This is a genomic window from Rhodococcus sp. 21391, assembly GCF_016772255.1.
Taxonomy (GTDB): domain Bacteria; phylum Actinomycetota; class Actinomycetes; order Mycobacteriales; family Mycobacteriaceae; genus Rhodococcus_F; species Rhodococcus_F opacus.
On record NZ_CP063781.1, the window covers coordinates 7,235,273 to 7,261,518 of the forward strand.

At 67.6% G+C, this 26,246-nt stretch carries 25 protein-coding genes and 2 pseudogenes; 14 read left to right on the plus strand and 13 right to left on the minus strand.

Annotated features, from left to right (window positions below):
• Positions 1-14 precede the first annotated feature (14 nt).
• From kdgD to GO592_RS33595, 3 genes are all read left to right on the plus strand, one after another.
• Positions 15-929, plus strand: a complete 915-nt coding sequence (gene kdgD / locus GO592_RS33585) for a 5-dehydro-4-deoxyglucarate dehydratase (RefSeq protein ID WP_007297823.1) — start codon at positions 15-17, stop codon at positions 927-929.
• A 146-nt stretch (positions 930-1,075) separates the two neighbouring features.
• A complete protein-coding gene (locus GO592_RS33590) occupies positions 1,076-1,378 on the plus strand; it encodes a hypothetical protein (protein WP_007297822.1) in 303 nt (100 codons plus the stop codon).
• A gap of 156 nt (positions 1,379-1,534) precedes the next feature.
• Entirely contained in the window at positions 1,535-2,722 is a 1,188-nt protein-coding gene (locus tag GO592_RS33595; RefSeq protein WP_007297821.1) for an NAD(P)/FAD-dependent oxidoreductase, read from the plus strand.
• Positions 2,723-2,792: 70 nt separating this feature from the next.
• Here the strand turns inward: GO592_RS33595 and solA are convergent, their stop codons facing one another.
• Positions 2,793-3,929: an N-methyl-L-tryptophan oxidase gene (gene solA / locus GO592_RS33600; RefSeq protein WP_007297820.1), complete on the minus strand. Its 1,137-nt coding sequence runs from the start codon at positions 3,927-3,929 to the stop codon at positions 2,793-2,795.
• Positions 3,930-4,236: 307 nt separating this feature from the next.
• On the opposite strand from solA, the gene GO592_RS33605 reads away from it, so the two are divergent.
• The 3 genes and pseudogenes from GO592_RS33605 (at position 4,237) to GO592_RS46325 (ending at position 7,581) form a co-directional block, all read left to right on the plus strand.
• Complete coding sequence (locus GO592_RS33605) at positions 4,237-6,459, plus strand: thiamine pyrophosphate-dependent enzyme (protein ID WP_202715063.1); 2,223 nt, start codon at positions 4,237-4,239, stop codon at positions 6,457-6,459.
• Positions 6,460-6,729: 270 nt separating this feature from the next.
• A complete protein-coding gene (locus GO592_RS44920) occupies positions 6,730-6,987 on the plus strand; it encodes a hypothetical protein (protein WP_237720514.1) in 258 nt (85 codons plus the stop codon).
• 310 nt (positions 6,988-7,297) lie between these two features.
• Positions 7,298-7,581, plus strand: a pseudogene (locus GO592_RS46325) (Glu/Leu/Phe/Val dehydrogenase dimerization domain-containing protein).
• Positions 7,582-7,730: 149 nt separating this feature from the next.
• Here the strand turns inward: GO592_RS46325 and GO592_RS33620 are convergent.
• The 3 genes from GO592_RS33620 to GO592_RS33630 form a co-directional block, all read right to left on the minus strand.
• Positions 7,731-7,913, minus strand: a complete 183-nt coding sequence (locus tag GO592_RS33620; protein WP_157234288.1) for a hypothetical protein — start codon at positions 7,911-7,913, stop codon at positions 7,731-7,733.
• A 333-nt stretch (positions 7,914-8,246) separates the two neighbouring features.
• Complete coding sequence (locus GO592_RS33625) at positions 8,247-9,428, minus strand: zinc-dependent alcohol dehydrogenase (protein WP_007299004.1); 1,182 nt, start codon at positions 9,426-9,428, stop codon at positions 8,247-8,249.
• An 83-nt stretch (positions 9,429-9,511) separates the two neighbouring features.
• Positions 9,512-9,808: a putative quinol monooxygenase gene (locus tag GO592_RS33630; RefSeq protein WP_007299003.1), complete on the minus strand. Its 297-nt coding sequence runs from the start codon at positions 9,806-9,808 to the stop codon at positions 9,512-9,514.
• A 158-nt stretch (positions 9,809-9,966) separates the two neighbouring features.
• Between GO592_RS33630 and GO592_RS44930 the strand changes: the two genes are divergently transcribed.
• Genes GO592_RS44930 through GO592_RS33640 form a run of 3 tightly spaced genes read left to right on the plus strand, consistent with a single transcriptional unit; the run spans position 9,967 to position 11,311 of the window.
• On the plus strand, positions 9,967-10,398 hold the full coding sequence (locus GO592_RS44930) for a hypothetical protein (protein WP_007299002.1): 432 nt from the start codon (positions 9,967-9,969) through the stop codon (positions 10,396-10,398).
• Entirely contained in the window at positions 10,344-10,988 is a 645-nt protein-coding gene (locus GO592_RS44935; protein WP_007299001.1) for a helix-turn-helix domain-containing protein, read from the plus strand. Before GO592_RS44930 ends, GO592_RS44935 begins: the two co-directional genes overlap by 55 nt.
• A complete protein-coding gene (locus GO592_RS33640; RefSeq protein ID WP_005261491.1) occupies positions 10,985-11,311 on the plus strand; it encodes a hypothetical protein in 327 nt (108 codons plus the stop codon). The genes GO592_RS44935 and GO592_RS33640 overlap by 4 nt, the downstream gene beginning before the upstream one ends.
• Positions 11,312-11,326: 15 nt before the next feature.
• On the opposite strand, the gene GO592_RS33645 is transcribed toward GO592_RS33640, so the two are convergent.
• Positions 11,327-12,043 carry a TetR/AcrR family transcriptional regulator gene (locus GO592_RS33645; protein ID WP_007299000.1) on the minus strand — a complete coding sequence of 239 codons (717 nt, stop codon included), beginning with the start codon at positions 12,041-12,043 and terminating at the stop codon, positions 11,327-11,329.
• 93 nt (positions 12,044-12,136) lie between these two features.
• Here GO592_RS33645 and GO592_RS33650 point away from each other — a divergent pair, with 93 nt between their 5' ends.
• On the plus strand, positions 12,137-13,348 hold the full coding sequence (locus tag GO592_RS33650; protein WP_007298999.1) for an FAD-dependent monooxygenase: 1,212 nt from the start codon (positions 12,137-12,139) through the stop codon (positions 13,346-13,348).
• On the opposite strand, the gene GO592_RS33655 is transcribed toward GO592_RS33650, so the two are convergent.
• From GO592_RS33655 to GO592_RS33685, 7 genes are all read right to left on the minus strand, one after another.
• Entirely contained in the window at positions 13,313-13,726 is a 414-nt protein-coding gene (locus GO592_RS33655) for a VOC family protein (protein ID WP_005261503.1), read from the minus strand. The genes GO592_RS33650 and GO592_RS33655 overlap by 36 nt on opposite strands.
• Before the next feature lie 90 nt (positions 13,727-13,816).
• Complete coding sequence (locus GO592_RS33660; protein ID WP_007298998.1) at positions 13,817-15,091, minus strand: CHAT domain-containing protein; 1,275 nt, start codon at positions 15,089-15,091, stop codon at positions 13,817-13,819.
• A gap of 115 nt (positions 15,092-15,206) precedes the next feature.
• On the minus strand, positions 15,207-16,799 hold the full coding sequence (ahpF, locus tag GO592_RS33665) for an alkyl hydroperoxide reductase subunit F (RefSeq protein ID WP_005261514.1): 1,593 nt from the start codon (positions 16,797-16,799) through the stop codon (positions 15,207-15,209).
• A 174-nt stretch (positions 16,800-16,973) separates the two neighbouring features.
• Positions 16,974-17,537: an alkyl hydroperoxide reductase subunit C gene (ahpC, locus tag GO592_RS33670; protein ID WP_005250059.1), complete on the minus strand. Its 564-nt coding sequence runs from the start codon at positions 17,535-17,537 to the stop codon at positions 16,974-16,976.
• A gap of 215 nt (positions 17,538-17,752) precedes the next feature.
• Complete coding sequence (locus GO592_RS33675) at positions 17,753-19,276, minus strand: tetratricopeptide repeat protein (protein WP_007298997.1); 1,524 nt, start codon at positions 19,274-19,276, stop codon at positions 17,753-17,755.
• Between the two features lies 1 nt (position 19,277).
• A complete protein-coding gene (locus GO592_RS33680) occupies positions 19,278-20,306 on the minus strand; it encodes a hypothetical protein (RefSeq protein WP_007298996.1) in 1,029 nt (342 codons plus the stop codon).
• Positions 20,303-21,628, minus strand: a complete 1,326-nt coding sequence (locus tag GO592_RS33685) for a hypothetical protein (protein ID WP_007298995.1) — start codon at positions 21,626-21,628, stop codon at positions 20,303-20,305. The genes GO592_RS33680 and GO592_RS33685 overlap by 4 nt, the downstream gene beginning before the upstream one ends.
• A gap of 208 nt (positions 21,629-21,836) precedes the next feature.
• Here GO592_RS33685 and GO592_RS33690 point away from each other — a divergent pair, with 208 nt between their 5' ends.
• The gene (locus GO592_RS33690; RefSeq protein ID WP_007298994.1) at positions 21,837-22,379 is read left to right on the plus strand and encodes a lipoprotein LpqH; all 543 of its coding nucleotides are present in this window, start codon (positions 21,837-21,839) and stop codon (positions 22,377-22,379) included.
• An 88-nt stretch (positions 22,380-22,467) separates the two neighbouring features.
• Positions 22,468-23,271: a hypothetical protein gene (locus tag GO592_RS33695; protein ID WP_007298993.1), complete on the plus strand. Its 804-nt coding sequence runs from the start codon at positions 22,468-22,470 to the stop codon at positions 23,269-23,271.
• A gap of 9 nt (positions 23,272-23,280) precedes the next feature.
• On the opposite strand, the gene GO592_RS33700 is transcribed toward GO592_RS33695, so the two are convergent.
• Positions 23,281-23,715, minus strand: a complete 435-nt coding sequence (locus tag GO592_RS33700) for a MarR family winged helix-turn-helix transcriptional regulator (RefSeq protein ID WP_007298992.1) — start codon at positions 23,713-23,715, stop codon at positions 23,281-23,283.
• A gap of 99 nt (positions 23,716-23,814) precedes the next feature.
• On the opposite strand from GO592_RS33700, the gene GO592_RS33705 reads away from it, so the two are divergent.
• Together GO592_RS33705 and GO592_RS46685 are read left to right on the plus strand one after the other, a co-directional pair.
• Entirely contained in the window at positions 23,815-25,956 is a 2,142-nt protein-coding gene (locus GO592_RS33705) for an MMPL family transporter (RefSeq protein WP_085990384.1), read from the plus strand.
• Positions 25,953-26,201, plus strand: a pseudogene (locus GO592_RS46685) (transposase); the annotation flags it as partial. The gene GO592_RS33705 and the pseudogene GO592_RS46685, both read left to right, overlap by 4 nt.
• Positions 26,202-26,246: the final 45 nt, after the last annotated feature.

Here is a 26,246-nt window from a genome sequence, read left to right on the forward strand (position 1 = left end):
GGAGAACGAAACCCATGGCCACTGCGTCCCCCCACGAGATCGCCCACAAGCTCGGCTCCGGTCTGTTGTCGTTCCCGGTCACCCACTTCAAGAATGACCACTCGTTCGACGAGGCCGCGTACCGCGAGAACATCGGCTGGCTCGGGCAGTTCGACGCCTCCGGGTTGTTCGCCGCGGGCGGCACGGGCGAATTCTTCTCGCTCACCCCGCCCGAGGTGGAGCAGGTGGTCCGCGCCGCAGTGCAAGAGGCACCCGACGGTCTCCCGGTGATCGCGCCCGCCGGCTACGGCACCGCGACCGCCGTGCAGATGGCCCGGTCGGCCGAGAGCGTCGGCGCGCACGGCATCCTGCTGCTGCCCCCATACCTCACCGAGGCGAGCCAGGACGGTCTCGTCGCCCACGTCAAAGAGGTGTGTGCCGCAAGCACTCTCGGTGTGACGATCTACAGTCGCGCCAACGCCGTCTACACCGAGGCCGCCGTCGCGGAACTCGCGGACAGCTGCCCGAACCTGGTCGGGTTCAAGGACGGGGTCGGCAACATCGAGCAGATGACCCGCATCTACGCGAGTCTCGGCGACCGGCTCACCTACATCGGCGGACTGCCCACCGCCGAGATGTTCGCACTGCCCTATCTCGCACTCGGCGTCACCACGTACTCCTCGGCCATCTACAACTTCGTGCCCAAGTTCGCGCTCGACTTCTACAACGCACTCCGCAGCGGAGACAACGCGTTCGTCATCAACGCGCTCAACGAGTTCGTGATCCCGTACTGCAACCTGCGCAACAAGAAGCAGGGTTACGCGGTCAGTATCATCAAGGCAGGCATGACGGCGATCGACCGACCCGCAGGCCCCGTCCGCGCGCCGTTGACCGACCTCGACGCCGTCGAACTGGCCGAGCTCGCCGACCTGATCAAGAAGGTGAGCTGAGCCGCACCGTCCGCGGATTCATCATCGGAGAACGCCATGACACTCACCGCAGCACGTGCACAACTCGCCCTCGACCTCGCGGGCGCCATGCCGCGACACTCGACACGGCCGTCGCCGTCAGCGTCGTCGACGACGCCGGAAATCTGATGTGCTGCTCCCGGACCGACGGAGCTGCCGCGGAACTGCTCGAATCCGCGACCCGTACTGCACTCGGCGTCGCGCGGCGAATGTCGGGCACGACTGACGGGCGAGGGGTAGAGCCGGCACCCGGCGTGACGGTCGACTGCGGCGTGGTCCCCGCGTGGACATCCCACCCGGCCGACAAGACCGCTGCGGTCGGAGTACTCGCGGTCGCGACCTCCGTCAGTGGTGCCGGGTCACGCATCGTCGAGACCGTCATCGACGAGATCCACCGGTTCGACGAGCGACACCGCCGCAACATTTCGTGACACCGGTCCCGGCAGCGACCGTTGCCCCGCTGGAAAAGTCGTCTGTGACTATCTCGTCGCCCGCAGTGCCACATAGACTTGCCCGGTCGTGGCTTCGCGCAAGGCGTCAACTTCCTCGGACATCGGAACGTCGCGAGATGAAGGATAGGGAATGCGATGATGAATTTTCGATCCGTCACCCAGTGGGACTCGGTGAGCGCCTGGGACGACGACCCGGTGGTCGCGTCGTGGAACGGTCTTCCGGTGTTGGAACAGAACGTCACGGCCGACGTGTGTGTCGTCGGCCTCGGCGGGTCGGGTCTCGCGGCGATCGGCGCCCTGGTCGAACAGGGGCTGCAGGTTGTCGGCGTCGACGCCGGGCGGGTCGCGGCAGGCGCGGCGGGGCGAAACGGCGGCTTCCTCCTGGGCGGCCCGGCGACGTTCCTCCACTCGTCCCTCACGACCTGGGGGACGTCGTCGGTCGATCTCTATCGCGCAACTCTTCTCGAGTTGGACCGGCTTGCCGAGTTGCTGGGTCCGGAGGTCATCGCACGGACGGGTTCCATTCGCCTCGCCGGATTGCCCGGCGAACCTGTCGACGACGCCGAGGCCGCCGACCGTGTGGCGGAACTCGCGGATTGCGCAGCACTGGAAACGGTGCTGCGTGACAACGACATCGCTGTCGAAGAATACGACGGCGAGCTCGGGCGCGGCCTGTTTCTGCCCGACGACGCGGCAATGAACCCCTCCCGTCGAGCTCTGGGATTGGCGTCACTCCTTCGGGGGCGGGCCGACCTGTACGAGCACTCGGCTGTCACCGCCGTGGAAAGTGGAAGGGTGACAACAGAACACGGTTCGGTCAGTGCGCCTGTCGTCATTGTCGCGGTGGACGGCAAACTCGAACAGGTCCTCCCGGTCTTGCAGGGGCGCGTCCGGACGGCACGCCTGCAAATGCTCGGGACGGCGCCGGGGCTGCCCGAACGCCTGCCGTGTCCTGTGTACGGACGCTGGGGATACGACTACGCGCAGCAAGCGAAGGATGGGCGCCTGTTCGTCGGGGGCGGGCGAGACCGTTTCGTCGACACCGAGTGGACATTCGACACTTCACCCACTCCGGATGTCCAGGGCTACATCGAACGAGTAGCGGAACGTATGGCGGGCAAGCCCGTCGACGTCGTTCGGAGATGGGGTGCGTCCGTGAGTTACACAACCGACGGTCGACCCCTCTGCTCCGAGGTTCTTCCCGGTGTCATCGCCATCGGTGGGTACAACGGGACGGGAAACCTGGTCGGTCCCGTCGCTGCCCGCGCGGCTGTGGCACTGGCACTCGACTCGACGACGCCCCCGGTGTACTTCTCCGCCTAGCCGGCGAGGGGGGAGGGCCGACGGCCCTCCCCCCTCGATCGCAACCGCGCGAACGCCGGATTCCGGTGCGTCAATCCGCGAATCGGTTGACGTCGAACAGCTCCAAGGAGAATTCGGGGGTCGAGCCACAACTGAGATCGGCGGCGATCTCCCCGATCACCGGTGCAAATTTGAAACCGTGACCAGAGCACGCGGAAACGACTGTCACGTTCCTGTAGGCGGGTGGATTTCCGATGACGAAGTGCCCGTCGGGTGTGTTCGTGTACATACACACCGCGGCCCGAACGGGGCGCGAACTCAATCCCGGCAGGTAATGACGAACGAGGTCCCGCAACGGAGCGGTGTCCTCGTCATGGACCACCCGATCCAGCTCGTCAGGGTCGGTCTCGCGCCCGCCGAGATGGAGCGCGAGCTTGACCGTCTTGCCGTCCATGGTGGGGAAGCCGTACCACGTACCCTCCGGGCTGTCCCTCAGGAATATCGGGAACCGGTCCGGCCCGAACTGCGTCGGATCTTCGGCTGGGAACCATGCGAGGATCTTGCGCTCCACAGTCAAGGGGAGCTGGGCTTCTGGGAGAAGGCCGGGAATCCAGGCGCCGGCCGCGACCACGACGCGGTCGGCTCGAATGACCTCTTCGTCGAGCCGCACGAGCACCGTGTCACCGGGACCGTCCTCGATACCTAGGACGCGGCTCTCGGGACGCACGGAGGCACCCAGTTCGCACGCACGGCGCACGGCACCGGTGATTGCCAACTCCGGCCTTATCACGCCGGCGTCCTTCTCCCAGATGGCCGTATCTCCCTCACACAATCGCTGAGTGGGAAACCGGGCACTGAACTCGGCCGGGTCGAGAATCTCCTGTGTGAGGGCATGCACCTTGGCCGCTTCGAGGCAGCCACCCACAATCACGCCGGTCGACGGGCCGATACTGAGGCCCCCGGTCATCGTCAGGACGGGTTCGCCGGTTTGCTCACCGAGTGCCCGCCAACCTCGGAGTGCGGCTCGGAGCATCGGGACATACGCGGGATCCTCGTGATATGCAGTTCTGAAGATGCGCGACTCGCCGTGTCCGGAGCCACGATCGTGCCCGGGAGTGAACTGCTCGAGACCGACGGCAGGAATACCGCGCTCCGACAGTCGCCACATGATTGCGGAGCCCATGGTGCCGGTACCGATCACGGCGACATTGGTTCTCGTCGTGGTCATCGACTGCGCACCAGCGTGTATTCACCAGCGGGCGAATTGGTCATGATCACAGTGGCCTCTCGAATGTGCAGTCGGTCTGCGGAGTCGGACCCGGACATGTTGCCATCCCGCGACTCCACTCCAGTGTCGCCGAACGTCATGTGCTCGAACATCGGAGGCGGAGCCCCCGCAGAGACACCGCGACCCCAGTATTCGTCATGGTGACGGTCGCGACCCGGCGCAAGGACCAGTCGACCTTTCGGTGAGGCATCAAGACTCTGATTCTGCGACTCTTGCCCGCTGATCCGCGCCACAGGATGATCTAGGGATGGCCGAACAGATCGACGACTACTTCACCTCTGTCGTGTCGGGGCTGATCCCCGGGGAGAGCCGCCCCGGCGTCGGTCCGGAGGATCCGATTCAGCCGCCGTTCCCGTTGTCGGTGCGGGGCGCTCTGGACCTCTTCGACGCCCAGCTCGGCAGCAGGCATCTCGATCTGGCGGCCCGCTGGTTGCGGTCGCGGGGCAAGGGTTTCTACACGATCGGCTCGTCCGGGCACGAGAGCAACGCCGCCGTCGCGGCCGTGCTACGGCCCACCGATCCCGCTCTGCTGCATTACCGTTCGGGCGGTTTCTTCCTGGCGCGGGCGCAGCAGGTGGATGGCAGCGATCCGCTGCGCGACGTCCTCCTCGGTCTCGTGGCCGCGACGGAGGAGCCGATCTCGGGTGGTAGGCACAAGGTGTTCGGCCGCCGCGACCTCAACATCATTCCCCAAACCTCCACCATCGCTTCGCATCTCCCACGCGCTGTCGGTGTCGCCTTCTCCATCGCCCGCTCGGAGAAGTTGCACGTGCCCTCGCCGTGGCCGGCCGACGCGGTCGCCGTCTGTAGCTTCGGGGACGCGTCCGCGAACCACTCCACCGCCGTCGGTGCCCTCAATACCGCGGTGCACGCCGCCTACCAGGGGTTGCCGTTGCCGCTGCTGCTGGTGTGCGAGGACAATGGAATCGGGATCAGCACCAGGACTCCGCAGGGCTGGATCGCCGCGAACTTCGGTGACCGGGCGGGGCTCGAGTACTTCGAGGCGGATGGCTCCGACCTGCCGGCGGCGTACGCGACGGCGAGAGATGCCGCCGACTGGGTCCGCAGGCACCGGAAGCCCGTGTTCCTGCACCTGCGCACCGTCCGGTTGATGGGGCACGCCGGCTCCGATGTCGAGACCGCGTACCGGACATCAGCGGAGATCGCCGCCGACTTCGACCGCGACCCGGTGCTGTGCACGGCGAAACTGCTGGTCGAGCGAGGACACCTGAGCCCCACAGATGCCCTCGACCTCTACGAGCAGAAGCGTGCCGAGGTGCTCGAACTGGCCGAGCAGGTCGGTGAGCTACCTCAACTGGACAGTCCCGCGGCGGTGATGAAACCGCTCACCGACAGTGCCGTCGAGGCGGCCGCGGCCGTGCCGGAGCGCGTCGATTCGGACCGTCGCGCGCAATTCATCGGATCCCCGCTTCCCGAGGATGAAGGTCGGCTCACCACCGGTCTCGCGATCAACCGCGCACTGCTCGACGTGCTGGCCCGCTACCCCGAGGCGCTGGTGTTCGGTGAGGACGTGGCCCGCAAGGGCGGGGTCTACGGGGTGACGCGGGGTCTGATGAAGAAGGCGGGGTCGGCGCGCGTGTTCGACACGCTTCTCGACGAGCAGGCGATCCTGGGACTCGCGCTGGGCGCGGGGGTGTCCGGGTTGTTGCCGATCCCGGAGATCCAGTACCTGGCGTATCTGCACAATGCCGCCGATCAGATCCGCGGGGAGGGTGCGACGTTGCAGTTCTTCTCCGACCGTCAGTACCGCAATCCGATGGTGGTGCGGGTCGCGGGATACGGGTATCAGAAGGGGTTCGGTGGGCATTTCCACAACGACAACGGCGTCGCCGCCCTGCGCGACATCCCCGGCATCGTCGTGGCCTCCCCGGCTCGCCCCGACGACGCCGCGGCCATGATGCACACGTGCGCGGCGGCCGCGCGCACCGCGGGGGCGGTGTGTGTGTATCTGGAACCGATTGCGCTGTATCACACCCGGGATCTGTACGAGGACGGTGACGAGCAGTGGCTGGCCGCGTATCCGGATCCGGTGAAGCGGGCCGAGAACCATGTGCCGATCGGCTCCGCCCGCACGTACGGTGACGGCACCGACCTGACCATCGTCACGTTCGGCAACGGGGTCCGGATGAGCCTGCGGGTCGCGCGCCGGCTCGAGAAGGCGCACATCGCCGCGCGTGTGGTGGACATGCGGTGGCTCGCACCGCTACCCGTGCACGACATCCTCCGAGAGGCGAACGCCACCGGCCGGGTGCTCGTCGTCGACGAGACCCGCACATCGGGGGGAGTGTCCGAAGGCGTGGTCGCGGCACTGGTCGACGACGGCATCACCGGGCCGCTCGCACGCGTCACGAGCGACGACAGCTTCATCCCGCTCGGCGATGCCGCCCTCGAGGTCCTGCTCTCGGAGGACACCATCGAGGCCGCGGCGGTCAAACTCGTGAGCCGGTAGCATCCGTATCCCTCGCGCTTCGCTATGACGGCAACGTCAACCGGTATCCCCTCCGCCATTGCCAAGCTGTTGTCCGGTCGGGCATGTTCGAACTGCATCTCTCCATACCGGCGGACAGGAACATTTCATGAGTGGCGATCAGCGACCCCACATCGTGGTGATGGGGGTGACCGGCTGCGGAAGACGACAGTCGCGCAGCAACTTTCCGAACTGACCGGCCACCGGCATCCCGCTGACCGACGACCAGGTGCTGTGTGCACGGGAGTTTCGATGTCGGGGAAAGGGTTGCGCTCGTCACGGGTCGAGTCGGGAATCGACTTCGCACTCGCCAACGGACACGCCGAGGCGGGTGCGGAGGTCGTGCTCAACTGGCGGGACGTCGAGGTCCTCGCACGCAGCCACGACGAGATCGTGCGCGTCACCGGTGCGACAGTCCACACCTGCGCGTTCGGCGTCGCCGCTCCCGAGGAGGTCGCCGCCGCCGCGAAGCGGGTCGAGAGCGAGATCGGTCCGTCGAGATCGTCGTGAACAACACCGGCGTCCAGCACCGCAGCCCATTGCTCGAGTTCGGCGACGACGACTTCCGTCGTGTGCTCGACTGAGCGGCGCCTTCTTCATCGTCCGCGAGTTCGCGCGGGCGATGGCCCGGCGGGGGCACGGGACGATCGTCAACATCTGTTGCGTCCGGAGTGAACTCGGCCGGGCCATCGCCCCGTAGGCCTCCCGGCGCAGTTGCCGGACTCGGTGCGCTGGAAGCAACTTCCCTCGGCGGGTGCCGGAGGTCTATTCCGGCTACCGTGTCCAGCGCAACCTTACGCGGGGGCCGGGTAAGGGCGGGGTGCGATTCCATCCCGACAGCGACATCGACGAGGCGACGCTCGCGATGTGGATGACGTGGAAGTGTGCGCTGCCCGGGCTGCCCTACGGTGGAGCGAAGGGCGCATCGCGATCGACCCGCGTGGGCTGACCGTGTCGGAGAAGGAACGGCTGACCCGTCGCTATACGCAGGAGATCCTCCCGTTCATCGGACCCGACAAAGGACATTCCGGCGCCGATGTGATACGGACGAATCCACGATGGCCTGGGTGGTTGTCTCGTACCTCGAATGGGTCCAGAACGTGAGGCATTCACCTCGACCGGTGTCGAGGTGGTCCGGGGGCTCTGCGTGTTCATGCAGAACGCCTCCCGTAGCCACGTCATCGGTGTCGGGCAGGTGGCGAGGTGCATGAGGCGCGGGGGACTGTTCCCCTGACCGCCATCCCACGCAGCGGCTATGCCGTGGACACCTGCTCGGAGGATTCTCGGCGCAAATAATGCTCGTCCTCGCCGGGCGTGTCCGAGCCTCCGGTCAGTTCGTCGAGGACGATGTATCCCCCGTAGCCGAGGCCGGCAACGGCGAGGACAGCGGCGTACAGCCGGTCGAGCATCAGTTTCTCCGTATCGTCTGCGGACACCCCCGAGCCGGCCAAGTATGCCCCCGGACGCGCCGGTCCGGGTACTACCCGACCGGACGGTTCGAAGACTCTCCTTGACACCTCACTGTGGCTGGGTCGTACGCACGACCTGCGACAACTGGTCGCTGAATATCAGGTTTCCTTGCTTATAAGCGTGAGGGGCATCGCTAAAAGGAGCAATCCGCTCTGCGCCGGCGTGATGCGGATTTCTCCGGCATCCGTGCTGGTCAGCGGGATTATCACGGAGAGGTCTATCCGGTTTGCGTAAAACGGCGGCGGTGGCCGGGCCACCCGTCACGGGATCCCGGCCATCGCCGCCTGCGTCTGCGTCGTTCAGGGTTTGAGCTGGATCTTCACCGCCCCGTCCTGCTTCTTCTGGAAGATCTCGTAGGCGTGGGGTGCCTGTTCGAGGGGGAGTTCGTGAGTGGCGAAGGTGTCGACGCCGAGCGGGTCGTCGTCGCCGAGGAGCGGCATGATGTCGTCGACCCACTTCTTGATGTTGGCCTGGCCCATGCGCACCTGAATCTGCTTGTCGAACAAGGTGAGCATGGGAATCGGGTCGGCCATGCCGCCGTAGACGCCGATGATGGAGAGGGTGCCTCCGCGGCGGACGATGTCGATCGCCGAGTACAGCGCACCGAGACGGTCGACACCGGCCTTCTGCATGAGCGGCGCCGCGACCGCATCGGGCAGGTACCCGACGATCTGCTGGGCGAGTTTGCCGATCGGTGAACCGTGCGCCTCCATGCCGACCGCGTCGATCACCGAGTCGGTGCCGCGACCGTCGGTCGCGTCGCGGATGACGTCGGCGAGATCGCCGCCGTGCTCGTCCAGGTCCAGGGTTTCGATGCCCCGGGCCTTGGCGCGAGCCAGGCGTTCAGGGACGTTGTCGACCGCGATGACCCGGGCGCCCTTGTGGTGGGCGATGCGCGCCGCCATGTCTCCGATCGGTCCGAGGCCGAGCACCGTCACCGACCCGCCCTCGGGGATCGCGGCGTATTCGACCGACTGCCACGCCGTCGGCAGCACATCGGACAGATAGACGAAACGGGAATCCGGCGGGCCCTCGGGGACTTTGATGTGAGTGAACTGGGCTTGAGGAACACGCAGGTACTCGGCTTGTCCTCCCGGCACCTCGCCGTAGAGCTTGGAGAAGCCGAACAATGCCGCTCCCATGCCCTGCTCGCGAACCTGCGTCGTTTCACACTGCGTGTACAGCTGCAAGTTGCACATGAAGCAGTCGCCGCACGAGATCTGGAACGGGATCACCACTCGGTCGCCGACCTTCAGGTCGCCCGCCTCCGTCCCGACCTCCTCGACGATCCCCATCGGTTCGTGGCCGAGAATGTCCCCTTCTCCCATGAACGGGCCGAGAGTTTCGTACAGATGCAGATCGGAACCGCAGATGTTCGTTGTCGTGACCTTGATGATGGCGTCGGTCGGGTGTTCGATCTTCGGGTCGGCAACGGTGTCGACGCTGACCTTTCGTTTGCCTTGCCACGTGACTGCTCGCACTGGGAACCACACCTCTCGTCGGTCGATGTCCGTGTTCGGGTGCCCGACGGGGGATGGAGGTAAACCGTGCGACGGGGGCGTCCCTACTTGACGGCGATGATGTCGACGGGACGAATGTCGGGATCCGTGGCGAGCAGTTCGGGCCCGACCTTGCCGAGTGCCTGGGGGATGGCTCCGGTCAGGTGCGCCTGCCGGCCTTCCTCGTTCTCGAATGTGTCAAAGATGCCGTACGTCGTGTCGCTGACCTTGAACGCGTACCAGGTGACGGTGCCCTGTTCTTCCGCCGCCAGGGCGCGCCCCTGCTCGAGGAACGCGGCCAGTTCTTCGCCCTTGCCCGGCGTGGCCTCGAGCAGTGCCAGTATTCCTCTGTCGATCGTCATGATGTCTCCTCCTCGGTCGATGTATGACTTCGTTCACCTCCGACGCTATGGGCGTCGAGCGGCACGCGGGGCGGCGGAAGCGCCACCTTTGTTACCGTTTCCGTCATGAGAGTCGCGGTGCTCGCCGTGGACGGCATGTTCGTTCGGGTCTGAGTATCATGCTCGACGTCCTGGCGACGGCCGAGGCCCTGCGTGACGACGCGGAGGCGGGCGACCCGGCATTCACCGTCATCCCCGTCGCGGTCGGACCGTCGGTCCGCACCGGTCACGGACTCGTGCTGGCCACCATCCCGCTGACGGAGATCACCGTGCCGCGCGACGTCCTCGTCATGCCCGCCGTGGGGGTGAAGACGCCGGATCGGATCGTCGACGTGGTGCGTGGCATCCCGCCCTCGACTGGGTCGCGGCGGGTCGCGGGTCCGGCGCCGCCCTGCCGCGGCGTGCAGCGGCACGTTCTTCCTCGCCGAGGCAGGGGTGCTCGACGGATTGACCGCGACGACGAGTTGGTGGCTCGGGCCGGCGTTCCGAGCCCGCTATGCCCCGCGTCAACTTCGACGAGCGGCGCACCCTCATCCACGACGACCGGGTGACGACGGTCGGGGCGGCGTTCGCGCACATCGATCTCGCGCTGGCGATCGTCCAGCAGCACAGCCCGGCGCTGGCAGATCTCGTCGCCCGGTACCTTCTGATCGGCGAACGGCCCTCGCAGGCGATCTTCGCGGTGCCGTCCCTGCTCGCCACCGCCGATCCGACGATGACCGCCTTCGAACGGTGGATTCGCGATCACCTCGCGGAACCGTTGCCGATCAACTCGGTCGCGCACGCGATCGGGGTGAGTGAACGAACGCTGCAACGCACCGCCGCCGCAGTGCTGGGGATGTCGCCGGTGGAATTCGTTCAGGAGATCCGACTCGACCAGGCGATATTCCTCCTACGCACGACGCAGCAGAGCGTCGACACGATCGCGTCCGCTGTGGGCTACCAGAACTCGGCCACACTGCGCGCGTTGATTCGCCGTCGGCGTCACACGAGCACAACCGAGATCCGCCGTGGCAACGCGTCATTCGGCCCCGGACACCGGCGGCGCGGACGGGAGCGCGGACCGGCCGATAGTTCGCACTGGCGCCGGACGGACTCGGGCGGGACGATCGAGGGTGACGAACGGAGAGGAGCATCGTGAACCGAAACCAGCCTTTCGTGTGCGAGATGGCCTTCCACATCGTCCACCTGCACCGAGCGGGGGAGACGGACAAGGCGCTCAACCTGCGAAAGCAGCCGCAGGGCATGACCGTCGACGACGAACAACTTCACCGCGCCGTCGCGCAGATCTACGGTCTGCCCGACCAGTCGAACGAGGCGATGGAGGAATGGGTGCGCTCCCAGTACCTGGCCGACGGTCGCGACAAGGGTTACCTGACCGACGACGACGCGTCGGCGCCTCTGTGGCTTCTCGCCGGCAAGGCGCACACCCACTACGGCGACCTGAAACCGCAGGCGAGCTGAGGGCCCCGCGCGCTGCTATTCGGCACGGGCCGCGACGAGGGCGGCGAGACCGTCGAAGATCCGGGCCAGGCCGAACTCGAGCGCGTCGTCGTGCCCGGAGGTGGATCCGGCCGACGCGAACGCGGCTGTCACCTCGGGGTAGCGGTCGGCGTGGTCGGCGAGGATTCCCGCCATGATCGCGTTCAGGGACTTCTCGGGTGTGTCGGTTTCTGCGCCGGGTGCCGTTGCCTGCTGAACGAGGCTGCGCACGTGTCCGGTGATCAGGACCACCGCGTCCAGCCGTTCCGCGCCGGTGAGTCCCGTGTCGCGCAGCGCTGCGAGGCCGGTTTCGAGCCAGTCCAGTTCGTTCGGGCCCAGTACGCGCGGACCGACGGCGACGTCCACCACCCACGGATGCCGCCGGAGGCCCGCCCACATCCGGAGTGCCCACTCGTGGAGCGCACCGCGCCAGCCGCCGTCGATCCCGGACGGGTCGGGCGCGGGTCCGAGAGCGGCATCGAGCATGAGGGCGGTCAACTCGGCCTTGCCGGGGGTGTAGCGGTAGAGGGACATCTTGGTGAACCCGAGGTCTTCGGCGAGGCGCTGCATCGACAGCGTGGCGAGGCCCTCGGCGTCCGCCATCGAGATCGCGGTGGCGACGATCTGTTCGAGGCTCAGCGCGGGTTTCGGACCCCGCTTCGGTCTCTCCGACGATCCCCACAGCAGCTCGGCGGTACGGGGCTGGGTGACCATCTGCGCTCCTCCGGCCGACTCTTGATCCGGAATAGTGTCTACCATACACTGAATTGTGTCCGACAGACGCAATTAATCCCTTTGGGGGCTCCCATGCCGAACAGAACCGTCCTGGTCTCTGGTGCGAGCATCGCCGGGCCCGCCCTGGCGTTCTGGCTCAGTCGGTGCGGATACGCCGTCACCGTCGTCGAGCGGGCACCGGACCTCCGGCTCGGCGGTCAGGCCGTCGACTTCAAGGGGGAGGTTCACCGAAAAGTGTTGGAGAGGATGGGAATTCTCGACGACGTGCTCCGCAGTCAGACCGGAAAGACCGACCTCCTGATCGTCGACGAACGCGACAAGCACCTGGCGACCATCCCGGGCGAATTCGTCGGCGGCGACATCGAGATCCTGCGGGGCGACCTCACCGAGATCCTCTACCGGCACACCGCGGATTCGTGCGAGTACCTCTTCGGCGATTCCGTCACCGCACTGGTCGACACGGAGTCAGGTGTCGAGGTCACGTTCGAGAAGTCGGACGCACGCCGGTTCGACCTGGTGTTCGGCGCCGACGGCATTCACTCGGCCGTCCGACGTCACCGGTTCGGGCCGGAGGACGAATTCGTCCGATTCCTCGGGTACTACTACGCCGTCGTCGGGACCACTGGCTCGGCGAGCGACACCTCGCCGAACCGGGAACGCGGGACGGGGCTGATGTACAACGAGCCGGGACGGATGGCCGTCGTCGGCGGACCGAAGGCTCCGGAATTGTTCGTCTTCGCCTCCGACCGGATCGAGTACGACCGCGGCGACCTCACCCAGCAGAAACGGATGCTGGCCACCGCGTATGCCGATTCGGGGTGGCGCGTGCCCCGGCTGCTCGCGCACCTGGACGACGCGCCCGACTTCTACCTCGACTCGATCGCGAGGGTCGAGACCAATACGTACACCGCCGGCCGCGTGGCCCTGGTCGGCGACGCCGCGTACGGAAACACGCTGGGCGGCTTCGGGACCGGACTCGCCCTCGTGGGTGCGTATGTCCTGGCGGGTGAGCTTGCCGCCGCCGACGGAGACCACCGCGTGGCGTTCGGACGCTACGACGAGCAGATGCACGGGTACGCGAAGATCGCCCGCAAGGGCAGCGCCGGACCGTTTCTCGCGCCGAAGTCGGCTACTCGAATCAGGCTGCGCAACTGGACGTTCAAGTCCAAGACCCTGTTCGGCCTGATGATGAAGCTGACCGACTCCTTCGCTACCGACATCGATCTGCAGGACTACCCGGCGCTGCGATCAGCCGGGTGTGCCGGCGATGTTGACCATCCATGAAATGCCGAACTTGTCTGTACAGGCACCGAATTCGTCTCCCCACATCTGCTTCTCCAGGGGCACGGACACGGATCCGCCGTCGGCGAGCTTGGCCCAGTAGCCGCGGAGTTCGTCGCCGTCGTCTCCGCTCAGACTCACCGCGATGTTGGTCCCCGGATTGTGTTCCATTCCGGGCGGGGTGTCTGCACCCATGATCGTGTAGCCGCTGTCCGACTCGAGCATGGCGTGCATGATCTTGTCGGCGCCCTCGCCCTCCGGCGCACCGTATTCACCGAACGTGTTCAATGCAAGGGTGCCTCCGAAGACGTCCTTGTAGAATTCCATTGCCTGCCGCGCGTTGCCGTCGAAGCTGATGTAGGGGTTGAGCCGAGAGGTCATGGGACATGCTCCTTCTTCGTGCCGGAACCGACAGCAACGACGGTACAACGACCGGCCGACACGTTGTGAGGAACGGACGGCCGAGGCGGATCAGTGCGTTGAGACCGTCGCGAACGCCGCCCACAGCACCGGCGAGTGCTCGATCGTCCGCTCGTCCTGCCAGGCGGCCACCCGGTCGCGTTGCCAGTCGCAGAGCGCGCCGACCGCGTCGGGCAGTTCGTGCGCCGCGTCGATCGAGCAGATTGCGTCCTGCAGAGGACACGAGTGTGATGTGGCGCCGGCGATGCGCTGGAACGCGAGGTCGGTGGGCAGGGCCCAGCGGCTGGCCGTGACGAGTTCCGCCCCGCCGGCGATCATCGCGGAGACCAATCCGAGTGCCTCGCCGAACCGCAGGTCGCCACCGCTCTCGCAGGCGATGAGTGCAACCCTGCTCGGGATCGGCCAGAGGTCCGTGCCGCGGATCGGCTCGGCCGTGAGCGTGTGCGTTCCCAGCAGCAGGTCCTTCGCGGACAACGGCCGGTGGGCACGGGTCGGCTCCGCGAACCCGACGGAGTCCGCGGCGCAGGCGAGGTGTAGTTCGGCGTGCTCGCTCTGACCGGATTCGGGTGCCGCCGCGGTGACATGTCCGACGTACACCAGGCGGCCCGCACCGTCACGCAACGCTGCGCCGAGCCACTCCCGGTCCACGTCTTCGCGGCGGAAACACTCCGTCGGTCCGTCGACGGCGGGGAGCAGCCGGCCCTCCCCGGCGTAGGTCGCGACCCGCTGCGACAGCGGACTGTCCGCGGCCATCCGTCCCAGGACCGAGCCGAGCGCCGAATCCGCGCGGAAGCCCGGAACCCTGGGGTCGAGCACCGCGACGACGGGGAGTTGTCGGGTGTGCGTCCAGGCTCGGACCGGTCGGCCGGGCGAGTGGACGATGCTGAGCGGAGCCAGCAGGCTGACGTCTGCGATGTCGACGAGACGCAGCCCGGCGTCGGGTGCGATCAGTTCCCACGGCACCTGCGCGCCGCGGGGCGACGGCTGGATCCGGAGGTGGGGGCGCACACCGCGGGTGAACAGCTCGTGCAATTGCTGCGCGAGACCGAACGGAAGGAATGTGCGTGAAAGGAGCTGAGCCAGATCGTGCTCCGGCTCGTAAGCGGAGAAACCGCCCGCCGTCAGCGCGTGGTGTAGCCCCTGCGGATCGGTGAGGTCGGGCAGGGCCCGGGCCAGCGCGGCGAGGGCTTCGTCCACCTGCACGGCGGGTGCGACGCCGACACCGCCGGGGTGCGCGTCGTGGGTCCACCGCCACGACGTGTACAGATCGCCGGCGTCGGCCATCCGGACGATCGCGGTCGGCGGGTGAGACAGGTGAGTCGGCACTGTCACAGCATCCCTTACCCACCCGGGCGGTGGTGTGTGTACCGGGCACCCGGGTCGAGCCGAAAGCCGAAAGCCGTGCCTGACATGCAGGCACGGCTCGTCGACCTCGGCCGAGCTATCCGACCGTTGCGGCGGTGGAATCCTCGGCGGGCACGCCCGTTCGGATGAGCCGATCGAACGCGCTCAGCGCGGCCGTTGCTCCGGCACCGGCGGCGATCACGATCTGCTTGTACGGCACGGTCGTGCAGTCGCCGGCAGCGAACACGCCGGGCACCGACGTCTGGCCGCGGTCGTCGATCGCGATCTCGCCGCGGTCGGACAACTCGACCGACCCGGCCAGCCACTCGGTGTTGGGCAGGAGGCCGATCTGGACGAAGACACCCTCGATGTCGAGCGTGTGCGAGGCGTCGGTCGTGCGGTCCTGGTAGGTCAGACCGGTGACCTTGTTACCGTCCCCGAGGACCTCCGTCGTGAGCGTGCTCAAGAGGATGTCGGCGTTGGGGAGGCTGCGCAGCTTGCGCTGCAGCACGTCATCGGCGCGGAGCACCGAGTCGAACTCGACGAGCGTGACGTGCTCGACGATTCCCGCGAGGTCGATTGCGGCCTCGACGCCGGAGTTACCGCCACCGATCACGGCGACGCGCTTGCCCTTGAACAGCGGTCCGTCGCAGTGCGGGCAGTAGGTCACACCCTTGTTCCGGTACGTGTCCTCGCCGGGCACGTTCATCGAACGCCACCGCGCACCCGTCGACAGGATCACGGTGCGAGCGAGAAGAGAAGCGCCGCTTTCCAGTTCGATCTCGACGAGACCGTTTTCGGTGGCGGCCGGCACGAGCTTCGCGGCACGCTGCGTATTCATGATGTCGACGCCGTACTGACGGACGTGATTCTCGAGCGCCGACCCGAACTGGGGCCCCTCGGTGTAGGGGACGGAGATGAAGTTCTCGATCGCCATGGTGTCGAGCACCTGACCGCCGAAGCGCTCAGCGGCGATGCCGGTGCGAATTCCCTTGCGCGCGGCATATACCGCGGCCGCGGCGCCGGACGGTCCGCCTCCGACGACGAGCACGTCGAACGGATCCTTCTGCGCGATCGCGGCGGCGGCGCGGTCGGCGGCACCGACGTCGAGCTTGCCGGCGATTTCCTCCAGGCTCATCCGGCCGGAGCCGAAGAGTTCGCCGTTGAGGAAGACCGTCGGGACAGCCATGATCTGGCGGCCGTCGACCTCGTCCTGGAACAGGGCGCCGTCGATCGCGACGTGGCTGATGCGCGGATTGAGCACGCACATCAGATTCAGGGCCTGCACCACGTCGGGGCAGTTCTGGCAGGACAGCGAGAAGTAGGTCTCGAAGTGGAAGTCGCCGTCGAGGTCACGGACCTGCTCGAGCAGTTCGGGAGCCTCCTTCGACGGGTGGCCACCGACCTGGAGCAAAGCGAGTGCGAGCGAGGTGAACTCGTGACCGAGGGGGATGCCGGCGAAGCGGACCTCGATGTCGGTGCCGCTGCGGCGGACCGCGAACGACGGACGTCTCGTGTCGTCGTCGCGGCGTTCGTAGGTGATCTTTTCCGACATCGCCGCGATCTGGGTGAGCAGTTCGGCGAGTTCGACAGACTTGGGTCCGTCGTCGAGTGAGGACACGAGCTCGATCGGCAGGGTCAGCTTTTCGAGCAGGGACTTCAGTTGGCCGGCAAGCGAGGCTTCGAGCATGAGGATCTACTCCATCGATCGGGAGGACAAGGGATCGGAAACCGGAAATTCTGGTTCAGGTGGTCCGGAAGGTGTTGGTGCGACACCGATTGCCCCCACGGGAGCTGAGCACCGGGAACCGCCCGCACGGGCTCAGGAAACCTGAGCCCGTGCCTGCGGTACGACTGGGCTGCGTCAGATCTTGCCGACGAGATCGAGCGACGGGGCGAGGGTCTCTTCGCCCTCTTCCCACTTGGCCGGGCAGACCTCGCCCGGGTGCGACCGGACGTACTGAGCTGCCTTGACCTTGCGAACCAGCTCGGCGGCATTGCGCCCGATGCCTTCTGCGGTGACCTCGGTGAACTGGATGACACCGTCGGGGTCGACGAGGAAGGTGCCGCGGTCGGCCAATCCTTCGTTCTCGCGGAGGACCTCGAAGTTCTTGCTGATCTCCTGGGTCGGGTCACCGATCATGGCGTACTTGATCTTGCCGATGGTGTCGGACGATCCGTGCCATGCCTTGTGCGTGAAGTGCGTGTCGGTGGACACCGAGAAGACCTCGACGCCGAGGCGCTGCAGTTCCTCGTGGTGGTCGGCGAGGTCGCCGAGTTCCGTCGGGCAGACGAAGGTGAAGTCGGCCGGGTAGAAGTAGAAGACCGCCCACTTGTCCTTGATGTCGTCCGCGGACACGGTGATGAACGCGCCGTCCTTGAAAGCGTTGGCGGCGAAGGGCTTGATCTGCGTGTTGATCAGGGCCATTGAAACCTCTATTCGGTGGATACGGGGAAGCCGACAGCGACGAGGCTATCCAGCAAATTGGAATAGGTCCAATCTATGAGACCTATTCCATAGATTGGGTGGGGCTATCAATGGTGGCCGAATCGGCAGCGCTGCAGGTCAGTGCCGCTCTCCACCCACACCGCCCGTGGTACTCCCCGGACGTGCGGTGTGACGACCGTGACACCCGGGCGAGGTCACCGTGCGGGCACCACCTGGCTGTCCCGCACCTCGCGCCCATAGCGTTCCTCGGCGACCGCGATCGCGGTGCCCAGCACATTCCGTCCATCCGGCGTGACGAGTCGCGGAGGAAGGGGCACCGGCAGACCGGCACCGGCCGCGGCCCCGGCCAGTGCGGCGCCGAGCAAAAACGAACCCTCGGTGCCGGTCGCGCCTGCCGGGGGAAGGTCCGGCAACTGCAGAGGGAGCCGCGCCGGGGTGCGGTGCCCGGCCCGGCCGACGTCCACCGTCGTCCCCGCGCACTGCGCTTCGACGAGATCGGCCACCAGGTGCGCATCACCAGACGCGTAGGCGAGGCGGAACGCCAATTGCATCGCCGGATCGGCGATCTCGCGGTTCCACTGCTCGCGCTGACGCCCGTTCGGGAGTGTGCACCGCACGGCGTCGATGGCGATCGCCGCGGGCACCGCGAGCGCGGTGGCTCGTACTCGCACCGCGCTGTCGGGGGTGCCGGACGCCGCGAGCACGGATTCGAGGAGGGCTGCATGCCAGAAGTCGACCTGCGCGCAGTGCAGCCCGAGCCCCAGCCCGCGGTACGTGTCGAACGCGGCGGCGAGCAGTGTCTCTCCCTCGTCGGGCCGCCCTTCACGGAAGGCGACGGTGGCGAGGCGGGTCTCGACGTCCGCGACGTCGAGTACCGCTCCGGAACTCCGGAAGTAGTCGAGACTGCAGCGATAGAGTGTCGACGCGCGTTCGGTGTCGCCGCGGCCCTCGGCGAGGAAGGCCAGCACCTTCGACCCGATTCCCGCCCGGTGGCCGATCCCGGCGCGCTCGAAATACGTCTGGCTCGACAGCAGCAGCGGTTCGGCGTCGTCGGGCCGCCCCGAGCGGCAGTGCATGATGCCCAGGTTCTGCTGTGTTTCGGCGACCGCGTTGACGTCGCCCGCCGTCTCGAACGCCTCGAGCGCCTGCCCGGCGAAGTCGTCGGAAAGGTCGAAGCGCCCGGTCTCGAAATGGATGCCGGCCAGGTTCATGAGCGGGTGTCCCGCCAGCGTGGGGGCGAAACGCACCGCCGCGTCGAGGGACTCGGTGGCAATCTCGGCCGCGTGCGCCCACTGCTGCCGGTGCATCGCGACCGCGGTCAGCGACAGCAGGCACGCGACGCGCAGGTCGCCCTGATCGTCGGCTGCCGCGAGCAGTCCCCGCGCCTGCTCGAGCGCGTCCTGCGCGTCGTCGAGGTCGCCGAGGTGCTGGAAGGCCTGCGACAGGTTGACCAGCGCCGCGGGACGCATCCGGATCGCGTCGGCCGGCATCGCCGCGAGGGCTTCCCGGTAGAGGTCGACGGCCTTCGTGTGATCGCCCAGCTCGTCGGACATGCTGGCCGCGTTGATGATCGCGCTCGTCCGCAGATCGCCGGTGGTCGAGCGGGCGACCTGCTCGAACGTCCGGAGTGCCTCGGCGACCTCTCCGCGGGAGTACGCTGCCGCGCCGGCCGCGAGGAGGTCGCGCGCCGCGTCCGGGCCGAGCGTCTGATCTCCCACGTCAGAAGTCCGAATCCGAGGCGGCCGCCGCTATCTCCGCGAGCAGAGGTGAGTCCGGCCCGTCGTCCGACACCGTCTTCGCAGCCCGGCGTAGCCGCCGGCGGACCAGGGCCCGAACCCGCTCCCGGGCCTCCGGACCTCCGTCGTCGGCGTGACCGTTCACACCGAACCCGGGCAGGTACACGTCCACGGACACCCCCGATTCCGAGCCCGGTGGTGCGGCCGACTCGCCGAACCAGGAATCCCCGGACAGTCGCAGCGCGACATCGACAGCGCCCGATGCCGTGCCGACCAGCGCGTGGGGACGCACATGCTCCGGCACGGGTTCGGAGAGGCCCGGTGCCGCAACGATACTCACCCGCACGGTCGTGTTCCCGGCGGCGCGCACCACCACCCACGACACCGCACGCTCGGACGCGTCGACGAGTCCGGGTGGGTACCGGCGCCAGTCGGATCCGGTGGTACCCCGCGCCAGGACGAGCGTGCTCGGCAGCGTCGCCGCGGCGCCGGCCGCGAGGGCGTAGTCCTCTGCCCGGCCGGGCCGGTCGGCGAGCGCCGGGCCGGTCGGCGCGACCGAGTCGTCCCCGTCGACGAGCAGATCGCATTCCTCGACGAGCGTGGCGATCTCGCCGTTCAACAGCCCCTCGTCGAGTGGTGGGACGGCGTCGATCGTCGAGGTGGGCCACCACCGCGCCGCCCAGTGCGCGTACGCGAGTCGCCGTGCACCGTCGGCCACGCGAGGGCGCGCCGGAGAAACCGTGACGTCACGTCCGGATCCGGCCGCCACGGCGAGCGCCACCTCCTCGCCGAACACGGCCCACACCCAGTCCTGCGCCGAGGCGACGTCGTCGAGCACCGCGACCGGGACCGTATGGTCCGCGAGCACACTCCATGACAGGTGCCCGCCGAGGACTTCCAGCACTGCCACGTCGATGCCTGCGGTGTCGTCGAGGACGCTCGGTGCGTCGTCGGGGGTGATGATCCAGACCCCGTCGGGCGCGCGCTCGATCCGCACGGTGCCGGTAGTCAACTCGCCCTCGATTCGGGAGCATTCGCCGCGCCTGTGAGCGGAATTGCGCTGAGCGCCTGCTTGACCCGCATGCGATGGTCGAGGATGACCGATCGCGCCACGCCGTCGAGGAGGTCCCAGAGTCCGTCGGGTTCGTGGACGGCGAACTCGCGCACGTCGCGGCCGTGGAGGCGGACCCACAGGCGGCGGAGGTAGGGCCGCCACGGCTCGAGGAGTTCGGCGGCGATGGCCGTCAGTGGATTCGCTGCGGGCAGCGACGCGGCGTCGGCGCTCACCGCGAGGCGGCGTGCCTGCAGGACGTACGCCTCCCGTTGCCAGCGACCGTTGATCACCCGGACGGCGGTGGTGTCCGTGGCCGCGGGAGAAGACGGCGTTCCGATCGGACGGAGACCGGTCGCCAGCGCGGCACCCGTCGTCGCCGCGACCCGCAAGGATTCGTCGAGAAGCGCCCAGGGCGAGCAACTTCGGGCGATCTCGGTGGTGACCAGTTCGTAGATCGGTGGCAGTTCCGTACGGTCGGTCGACGCGCGGAGCACCGTGAAGACGCGTTCGTAGACGGATCGGTCGAACGGGAGCCCGAGAGTCGACGTGGACGCCGATGACCCCAGCCGCGGCGGCACGGGCACAGGATGCGTTGTCAGGCCGAGCCGGTGGGCCGTGACCTCGATTGTCCAGAGTGCGATGCCGTGGTGGGTTCCCGCATGCCCGGCGACCAGGCTGTCGAGTGCGTGCCGTCCGTCGTCACCCTCCTGCTCGAGGCGCGCGCCGGGACAGGCGTCGAGGACCGCGTCGATCGCGGCGGCGTGGTCGCCGGTGGCCGCGCCCGACAGCGGACGCCGTCCCCACGCGACGTCGATCAGGGCGTTCAGTTCCCGTGCCCGTTCCGGGTCGGTGACGTGGGCCTTCAACGCCTGAGTGGTGCGGCCGGCCGCGACATCGTGCACGTCGCGCAGCGTGTCGTCGGCAACGGATTCGTCCCGGAGCGGGTCGGGTGAGCCCGAGCCGGTCGCAAGTTCGAAACAGCGTTGGAAGTACAGGTCCTGGGGGTTGCCGTCGGTGATGCGCAGCGCTCGGCGAACCCGCTTGAGCAGCGTGAACCAGGCGGCGGTGGCGCGGAGCACGTCGGCAGAGGCGTGCACCCGGGTGGCGAGCAGCTGCGCCCCGTCGGCCGTGACGATCGGCCCGGCGCACAGCGGGTTCTGCACCGGGCGGATGACGAGCGGATCGAGGATCAGTTTCACGGTGCGGCTCAGTGGTCCGCCGTCCGGCCCACTGAGCGGTTCGACGCCGTCCAGCTCGCGCCACACCTCGTCGAGGACCATCGCGCGCGGTCGCCGAGCAGCCGTTGAGCTCCTCGATCCAGTCCGCATTCGAGCAGGTTACCGCAGGGATGCCCCGTCGACCCGTCGACAAATCTGGGATCGGTAGGGCGCGAGACGTTCCTACCTTTCTCACATCGGCTCCAGTCCGCGAGCCGAAGGAATCGACGACGGGCGCCGAGCGCCCCTCACGAAACGTGAAGGACGGATCATGAACAAGATCGTTCGGACTCAGAAGCGCGTCTACACCGCCGGCATCGTGGCGGCGGCCGCTGTCGCCCTGCTCGTCTCGGGCTGCAGCGACACCAGCGACAGCGACTCCGGCGGTGGAAGCTCCGAACAGTCCCCGGCCGCCGCGTCCGAGGCAGGCGCGTCCTCGGCCGCGGTCGACGGCAAGGCACTGGAAGCCGACTTCGACGCCACCTGCGCCAAGCAGGGCGACACCCTCGCGTTGGCGCTGGCAGACACCGCCAACGCGACGTACGGCGACCTGGCGGTCTCCGCGACCATCACCGGCACCGACACCGTGCAGGCCGTCGGGATCGCGGGCAGCAAGGGCGGGTCGAACGGCCTCCCGTACGCCCTCGGCTTCGGCCAGGGAATGCCCGGTGGCTCCGCGACGGTCGTGAAGGACGGCGACACCTACACGATCACCGGCGAAGGCGTCGGGGCGCCCGACATGAGCAACCCGACCGCGCCGAGTTCGTCGAAGTTCGACATCACGTTCGCATGCTCGACCGTCGTGGGCGGCTGAGCCGGCTCACCCGGGACGCGCGCGGGAGTCGAGTTCGCGCGCGTCCCACCCGTTCTTCCCCCCAGTTCAGGCACGGAGAGGATTCATCGTGAAGAAGATCGTGCGTGCCGCCGCCCTGCTGTTTCTCGTCGGGTCGGTCGGCTACTACCTGTGGTACGGCCTCGGCGATCGGGGACGGACGAACTACGGAATCGACGCCCTGTCGTGGGTCGGCCCGCAGATGATCTGGCCGATTGTCGCGGTCAGCGTGGTCGTGGTCTGTTTCGCCCTCACCGGCGACAGCGTGCTGTCAGCATTCACCGGGCGCAACAGCGCCGCGTTCCGGCAGGGCGCCGTCGGGATCGGGACGGTGCGGTCGGTGCGCCAGACCGGCATGACGCTCAACGATCAACCGGAAGTGCGGATCGACCTCGGCGTCGAGGGCGCCGACGGCGAGACCTTCGAATCGCACGCCAGGATGATCGTGCCGCTGACCGAGTTGGCGCTTCTCCGTCCGGGGGTCGTCCTGCCCGTCCGCTATCTTCCGGACCGCACCGACAAGGTCGAGATCGATCGCTCGGGCGACATGTCGACGGCGCAGGACGCGTTGAACCGATCCATGATTCGTCAGGGAATCACCACCCCGGGCAAGCTCGACATCGCGGCCCGCGGCATCCCCGTGCAGGCGGTGGTGCAGTCGCTCAGCGTGCCCGGCGAGATCCGCAACGGGAATTCGAAGGTCGAACTCGGGCTGGCGGTCACCCGGCCCGACGGCACGACGTTCACCACCCGTGTCGAGAAGTTCCTGCCGCCGCGCAGCGTCGGGCACGTCCAGGTCGGCCGGGTGGTGACGGTCTACTATCTGCCGGCGAACGAGCAGGAGGTCGTCATCGCCCTTCCTGCGAATGTGTGACGACGGCGATCACTCCCGGGGCGGAAGTCCCAGTGACCGGACGAGGAGCAGGAGTTGTTCGCGCAGCGGCCCCACGTCGCCGACGGCGGCGGTGAGGGCCGCATCCTCCTTCTCCAGGGTGAGCAGGCGGCGGTAGATCGCGCGGCCCGGCTCGGTGATCGCGACCCGCTTGCGCCGCTCGTCGAGTGGATCGGTTTCCCGGGTGACGTACCCGGCGCGTTCGAGGCGGTCGATGGTGCGGCTGATGGTCTGGTCCGTCACCCGCGAGACCTTCGCGATGTCCCGCTGCGAGGCAGGCCGGTCGGCGATCGTGTGCAGGCAGATGAGGCCGGCGTGGGTCATGTTCTGTGACCGGAGAATGTCCTCCCACGAGTGCTCGACCAGCCGCGCAGCCGTGGACAACAGCCGTCCGGTAGGCCACTCGTCCATGCCGTCGCTCGTCATTTCTTCGCCTCCACTTGCAATTTGCTCAGCAGGCTGAACAAAATAGGAACATCGCAATCCGGACATCCGGTCGTCGAACCGTCCAGCATTGGAGAGCACGTGACCACAACTGCCCGCCCGCGCCCGGTTCGTCGCCTGCGGTGGATTCTGCCAGCCCTGCTGGTGATCGTCTGGCTGGCCGTCGGCGGTTTCGGTGGTCCGTTCGCCGGCAAACTCTCCTCGGTCCAGCAGAACGACAGCACGTCGTTCCTGCCCGCGTCGGCCGAGGCCACAGAGGTCTCGGCGCTGCAGAAGGGTTTCACCGACACGCAGTTCGTGCCGGCGATCGTCGTCGCCGAACGGACGTCGGGGATCACCGCGGCCGACACCGAGTTCCTCGCCGGCACCGCGAACTCCTTCGCCGGTTCGGAGGGATTCGGTGACGAGGTGTCACCGCCGATCCCGTCCGCCGACGGCCGGGCACTGCAGCTGTTCGTGCCCGTCGACAGCGCCGGCGAGGTCGGCGACAGTGTCACGGAACTCCGGGACGCGCTCGATGCCGCACCGGACGGTCTCACCGTCCTCGTCACCGGCCCCGCCGGTCAGGTAGCGGATCTGTCCTCGGCGTTCGCGGGAATCGACGGACTGCTGCTCCTGGTGGCGGGTGTCGTCGTGATCCTCATCCTCATCGTCGTCTACCGCAGTCCGATCCTTCCGTTCGCGGTGATCACCTCCGCTGTCTTCGCGCTGGGACTGTCGAGTCTCCTCGTGTACCTGCTCGCCGACGCCGGTGTGATCGCGCTGAACGGTCAGAGTCAGGGAATCCTGTTCATCCTGGTATTCGGTGCCGCGACCGACTACGCACTGCTGCTCGTGTCCCGCTACCGCGAGGAACTGCGGATCGAGCAGGACAAGTACCGTGCCATGCGGACCGCGTGGCGGGCGACGCTCGAACCCGTCGCCGCCTCCGCGGGCACCGTCATCGCCGGCGTGCTCTGCCTACTGCTGTCCGATCTCAACTCCAACCGCGGACTCGGGCCCGTGGCGGCCATCGGCATCGCGGCGTCGTTCGTCGCGTCCATGACATACCTCCCCGCGGTGCTCGTACTCCTCGGCCGGACGGCGTACTGGCCGAGCCGGCCCGCGTTCGACGCACGGCACGCAGAGAAGGACGAAGCCGCAGACCACAAGTTCTGGGCCGCGCTCGCGGCACGAATCGGTGCGCACCCGCGCCGTTTCTGGGTGGCGTCCAGCCTGGTGCTGGTGCTCTTCGCGCTCCTGATGCCCCAGTTCGAGGCGAGTGGGGTCGCGGAGTCCGAGACGTTCCTGCTCGAAGTCGATTCCGTTGCGGGCCAGCAGATCCTCGGCGACCACTTCGACGCCGGCTCCGGTTCGCCGGCGGTGATCATCGCGAACGAGGACTCCCGTGATGCGGTAGCCGACGCTGCCCGGGTCGACGGAGTCGGCGACATCACCGTGCTGTCCGCCCCCGGCACGCAGGACCCACTGGTGGTGGACGGCCGGGTGGCGATCGAAGCCACCCTGACCGATCCAGCCGACTCCCTCGCGGCCGAGGACACCATCGTCCGCCTGCGTGACGCCGTCCACCCGATCGACGGCGCCGACGCCCTGGTCGGCGGCACCACCGCCACGGACCTCGACACCAAGACCACGTCGACGCGTGACCGCACGCTGATCATCCCCGTCGTGATCCTCGTGGTGTTCGCGATCCTGTGCCTGCTGCTGCGTTCGCTACTCGCGCCGCTGCTGCTGATGGGAACGGTCGTCCTGTCCTTCGCTGCGACGCTGGGCGTCTCGTCCCTGGTCTTCGAGCACATCTTCGGATTCCCGGGTGCCGATCCCGTGGTCCCGCTGTTCGCGTTCGTGTTCCTCGTCGCCCTCGGAATCGATTACAACATCTTCCTCATGACCCGGGTCCGGGAAGAGGCCCGGCGCATCGGAACCCGGCGCGGCGCGTTGCGCGGCCTGACCGTCACCGGCGGAGTGATCACGTCGGCGGGAGTGGTTCTGGCGGCGACCTTCTCGGCACTCGCCGTCATTCCGCTGATCTTCCTCGCGCAGATCGCCTTCATCGTGGCGTTCGGCGTGCTCCTCGACGCACTCCTCGTGCGGTCACTCCTGGTGCCCGCCCTCACCGTCGACATCGGGCAGAAGATCTGGTGGCCGAGCAAGCTCGCATCGGCACCGGAGCCCGACGAAAACGTCTCTGCGGAGCCGGAATTGGATTCGAGTCGTATGTGAGCGCGCTCGGCGAATGCCGCAAGCGTGATGCCTGCCTGTTCGCTCATGGTCGCGCAGCGTTGAACCCTGCCGCCCTTCCTTCGGGGACTGTCCCAATCGGAAGTGGCGCGATCGCGAGGATCGCCGACCAACTGGGTATCCATCCGGAGGCCCTTCGTACTTGGGTTCGTCAGGTCGAGATCGACGGTGGTGACCGACCAGGCACCACGACCGATGATGCGAAGTGGATCGCTGCACTCGAACGTGAGGTGCGGGAACAAGCGGGCCAACGAGATCTTGAAGACGGCGTG

Coding starts and splice junctions, on each gene's coding strand:
- kdgD (WP_007297823.1), top strand. CDS start 15: ATGGCCACTGCGTCCCCCCACGAGATCGCCCACAAGCTCGGCTCCGGT.
- GO592_RS33590 (WP_007297822.1), top strand. CDS start 1,076: ATGTGCTGCTCCCGGACCGACGGAGCTGCCGCGGAACTGCTCGAATCC.
- GO592_RS33595 (WP_007297821.1), top strand. CDS start 1,535: ATGATGAATTTTCGATCCGTCACCCAGTGGGACTCGGTGAGCGCCTGG.
- solA (WP_007297820.1), bottom strand. CDS start 3,929: ATGACCACGACGAGAACCAATGTCGCCGTGATCGGTACCGGCACCATG.
- GO592_RS33605 (WP_202715063.1), top strand. CDS start 4,237: ATGGCCGAACAGATCGACGACTACTTCACCTCTGTCGTGTCGGGGCTG.
- GO592_RS44920 (WP_237720514.1), top strand. CDS start 6,730: ATGTCGGGGAAAGGGTTGCGCTCGTCACGGGTCGAGTCGGGAATCGAC.
- GO592_RS33630 (WP_007299003.1), bottom strand. CDS start 9,808: ATGACGATCGACAGAGGAATACTGGCACTGCTCGAGGCCACGCCGGGC.
- GO592_RS44930 (WP_007299002.1), top strand. CDS start 9,967: ATGCTCGACGTCCTGGCGACGGCCGAGGCCCTGCGTGACGACGCGGAG.
- GO592_RS44935 (WP_007299001.1), top strand. CDS start 10,344: ATGCCCCGCGTCAACTTCGACGAGCGGCGCACCCTCATCCACGACGAC.
- GO592_RS33645 (WP_007299000.1), bottom strand. CDS start 12,043: ATGGTCACCCAGCCCCGTACCGCCGAGCTGCTGTGGGGATCGTCGGAG.
- GO592_RS33650 (WP_007298999.1), top strand. CDS start 12,137: ATGCCGAACAGAACCGTCCTGGTCTCTGGTGCGAGCATCGCCGGGCCC.
- GO592_RS33655 (WP_005261503.1), bottom strand. CDS start 13,726: ATGACCTCTCGGCTCAACCCCTACATCAGCTTCGACGGCAACGCGCGG.
- ahpF (WP_005261514.1), bottom strand. CDS start 16,799: ATGCTCGAAGCCTCGCTTGCCGGCCAACTGAAGTCCCTGCTCGAAAAG.
- ahpC (WP_005250059.1), bottom strand. CDS start 17,537: ATGGCCCTGATCAACACGCAGATCAAGCCCTTCGCCGCCAACGCTTTC.
- GO592_RS33685 (WP_007298995.1), bottom strand. CDS start 21,628: ATGGTCCTCGACGAGGTGTGGCGCGAGCTGGACGGCGTCGAACCGCTC.
- GO592_RS33690 (WP_007298994.1), top strand. CDS start 21,837: ATGAACAAGATCGTTCGGACTCAGAAGCGCGTCTACACCGCCGGCATC.
- GO592_RS33700 (WP_007298992.1), bottom strand. CDS start 23,715: ATGACGAGCGACGGCATGGACGAGTGGCCTACCGGACGGCTGTTGTCC.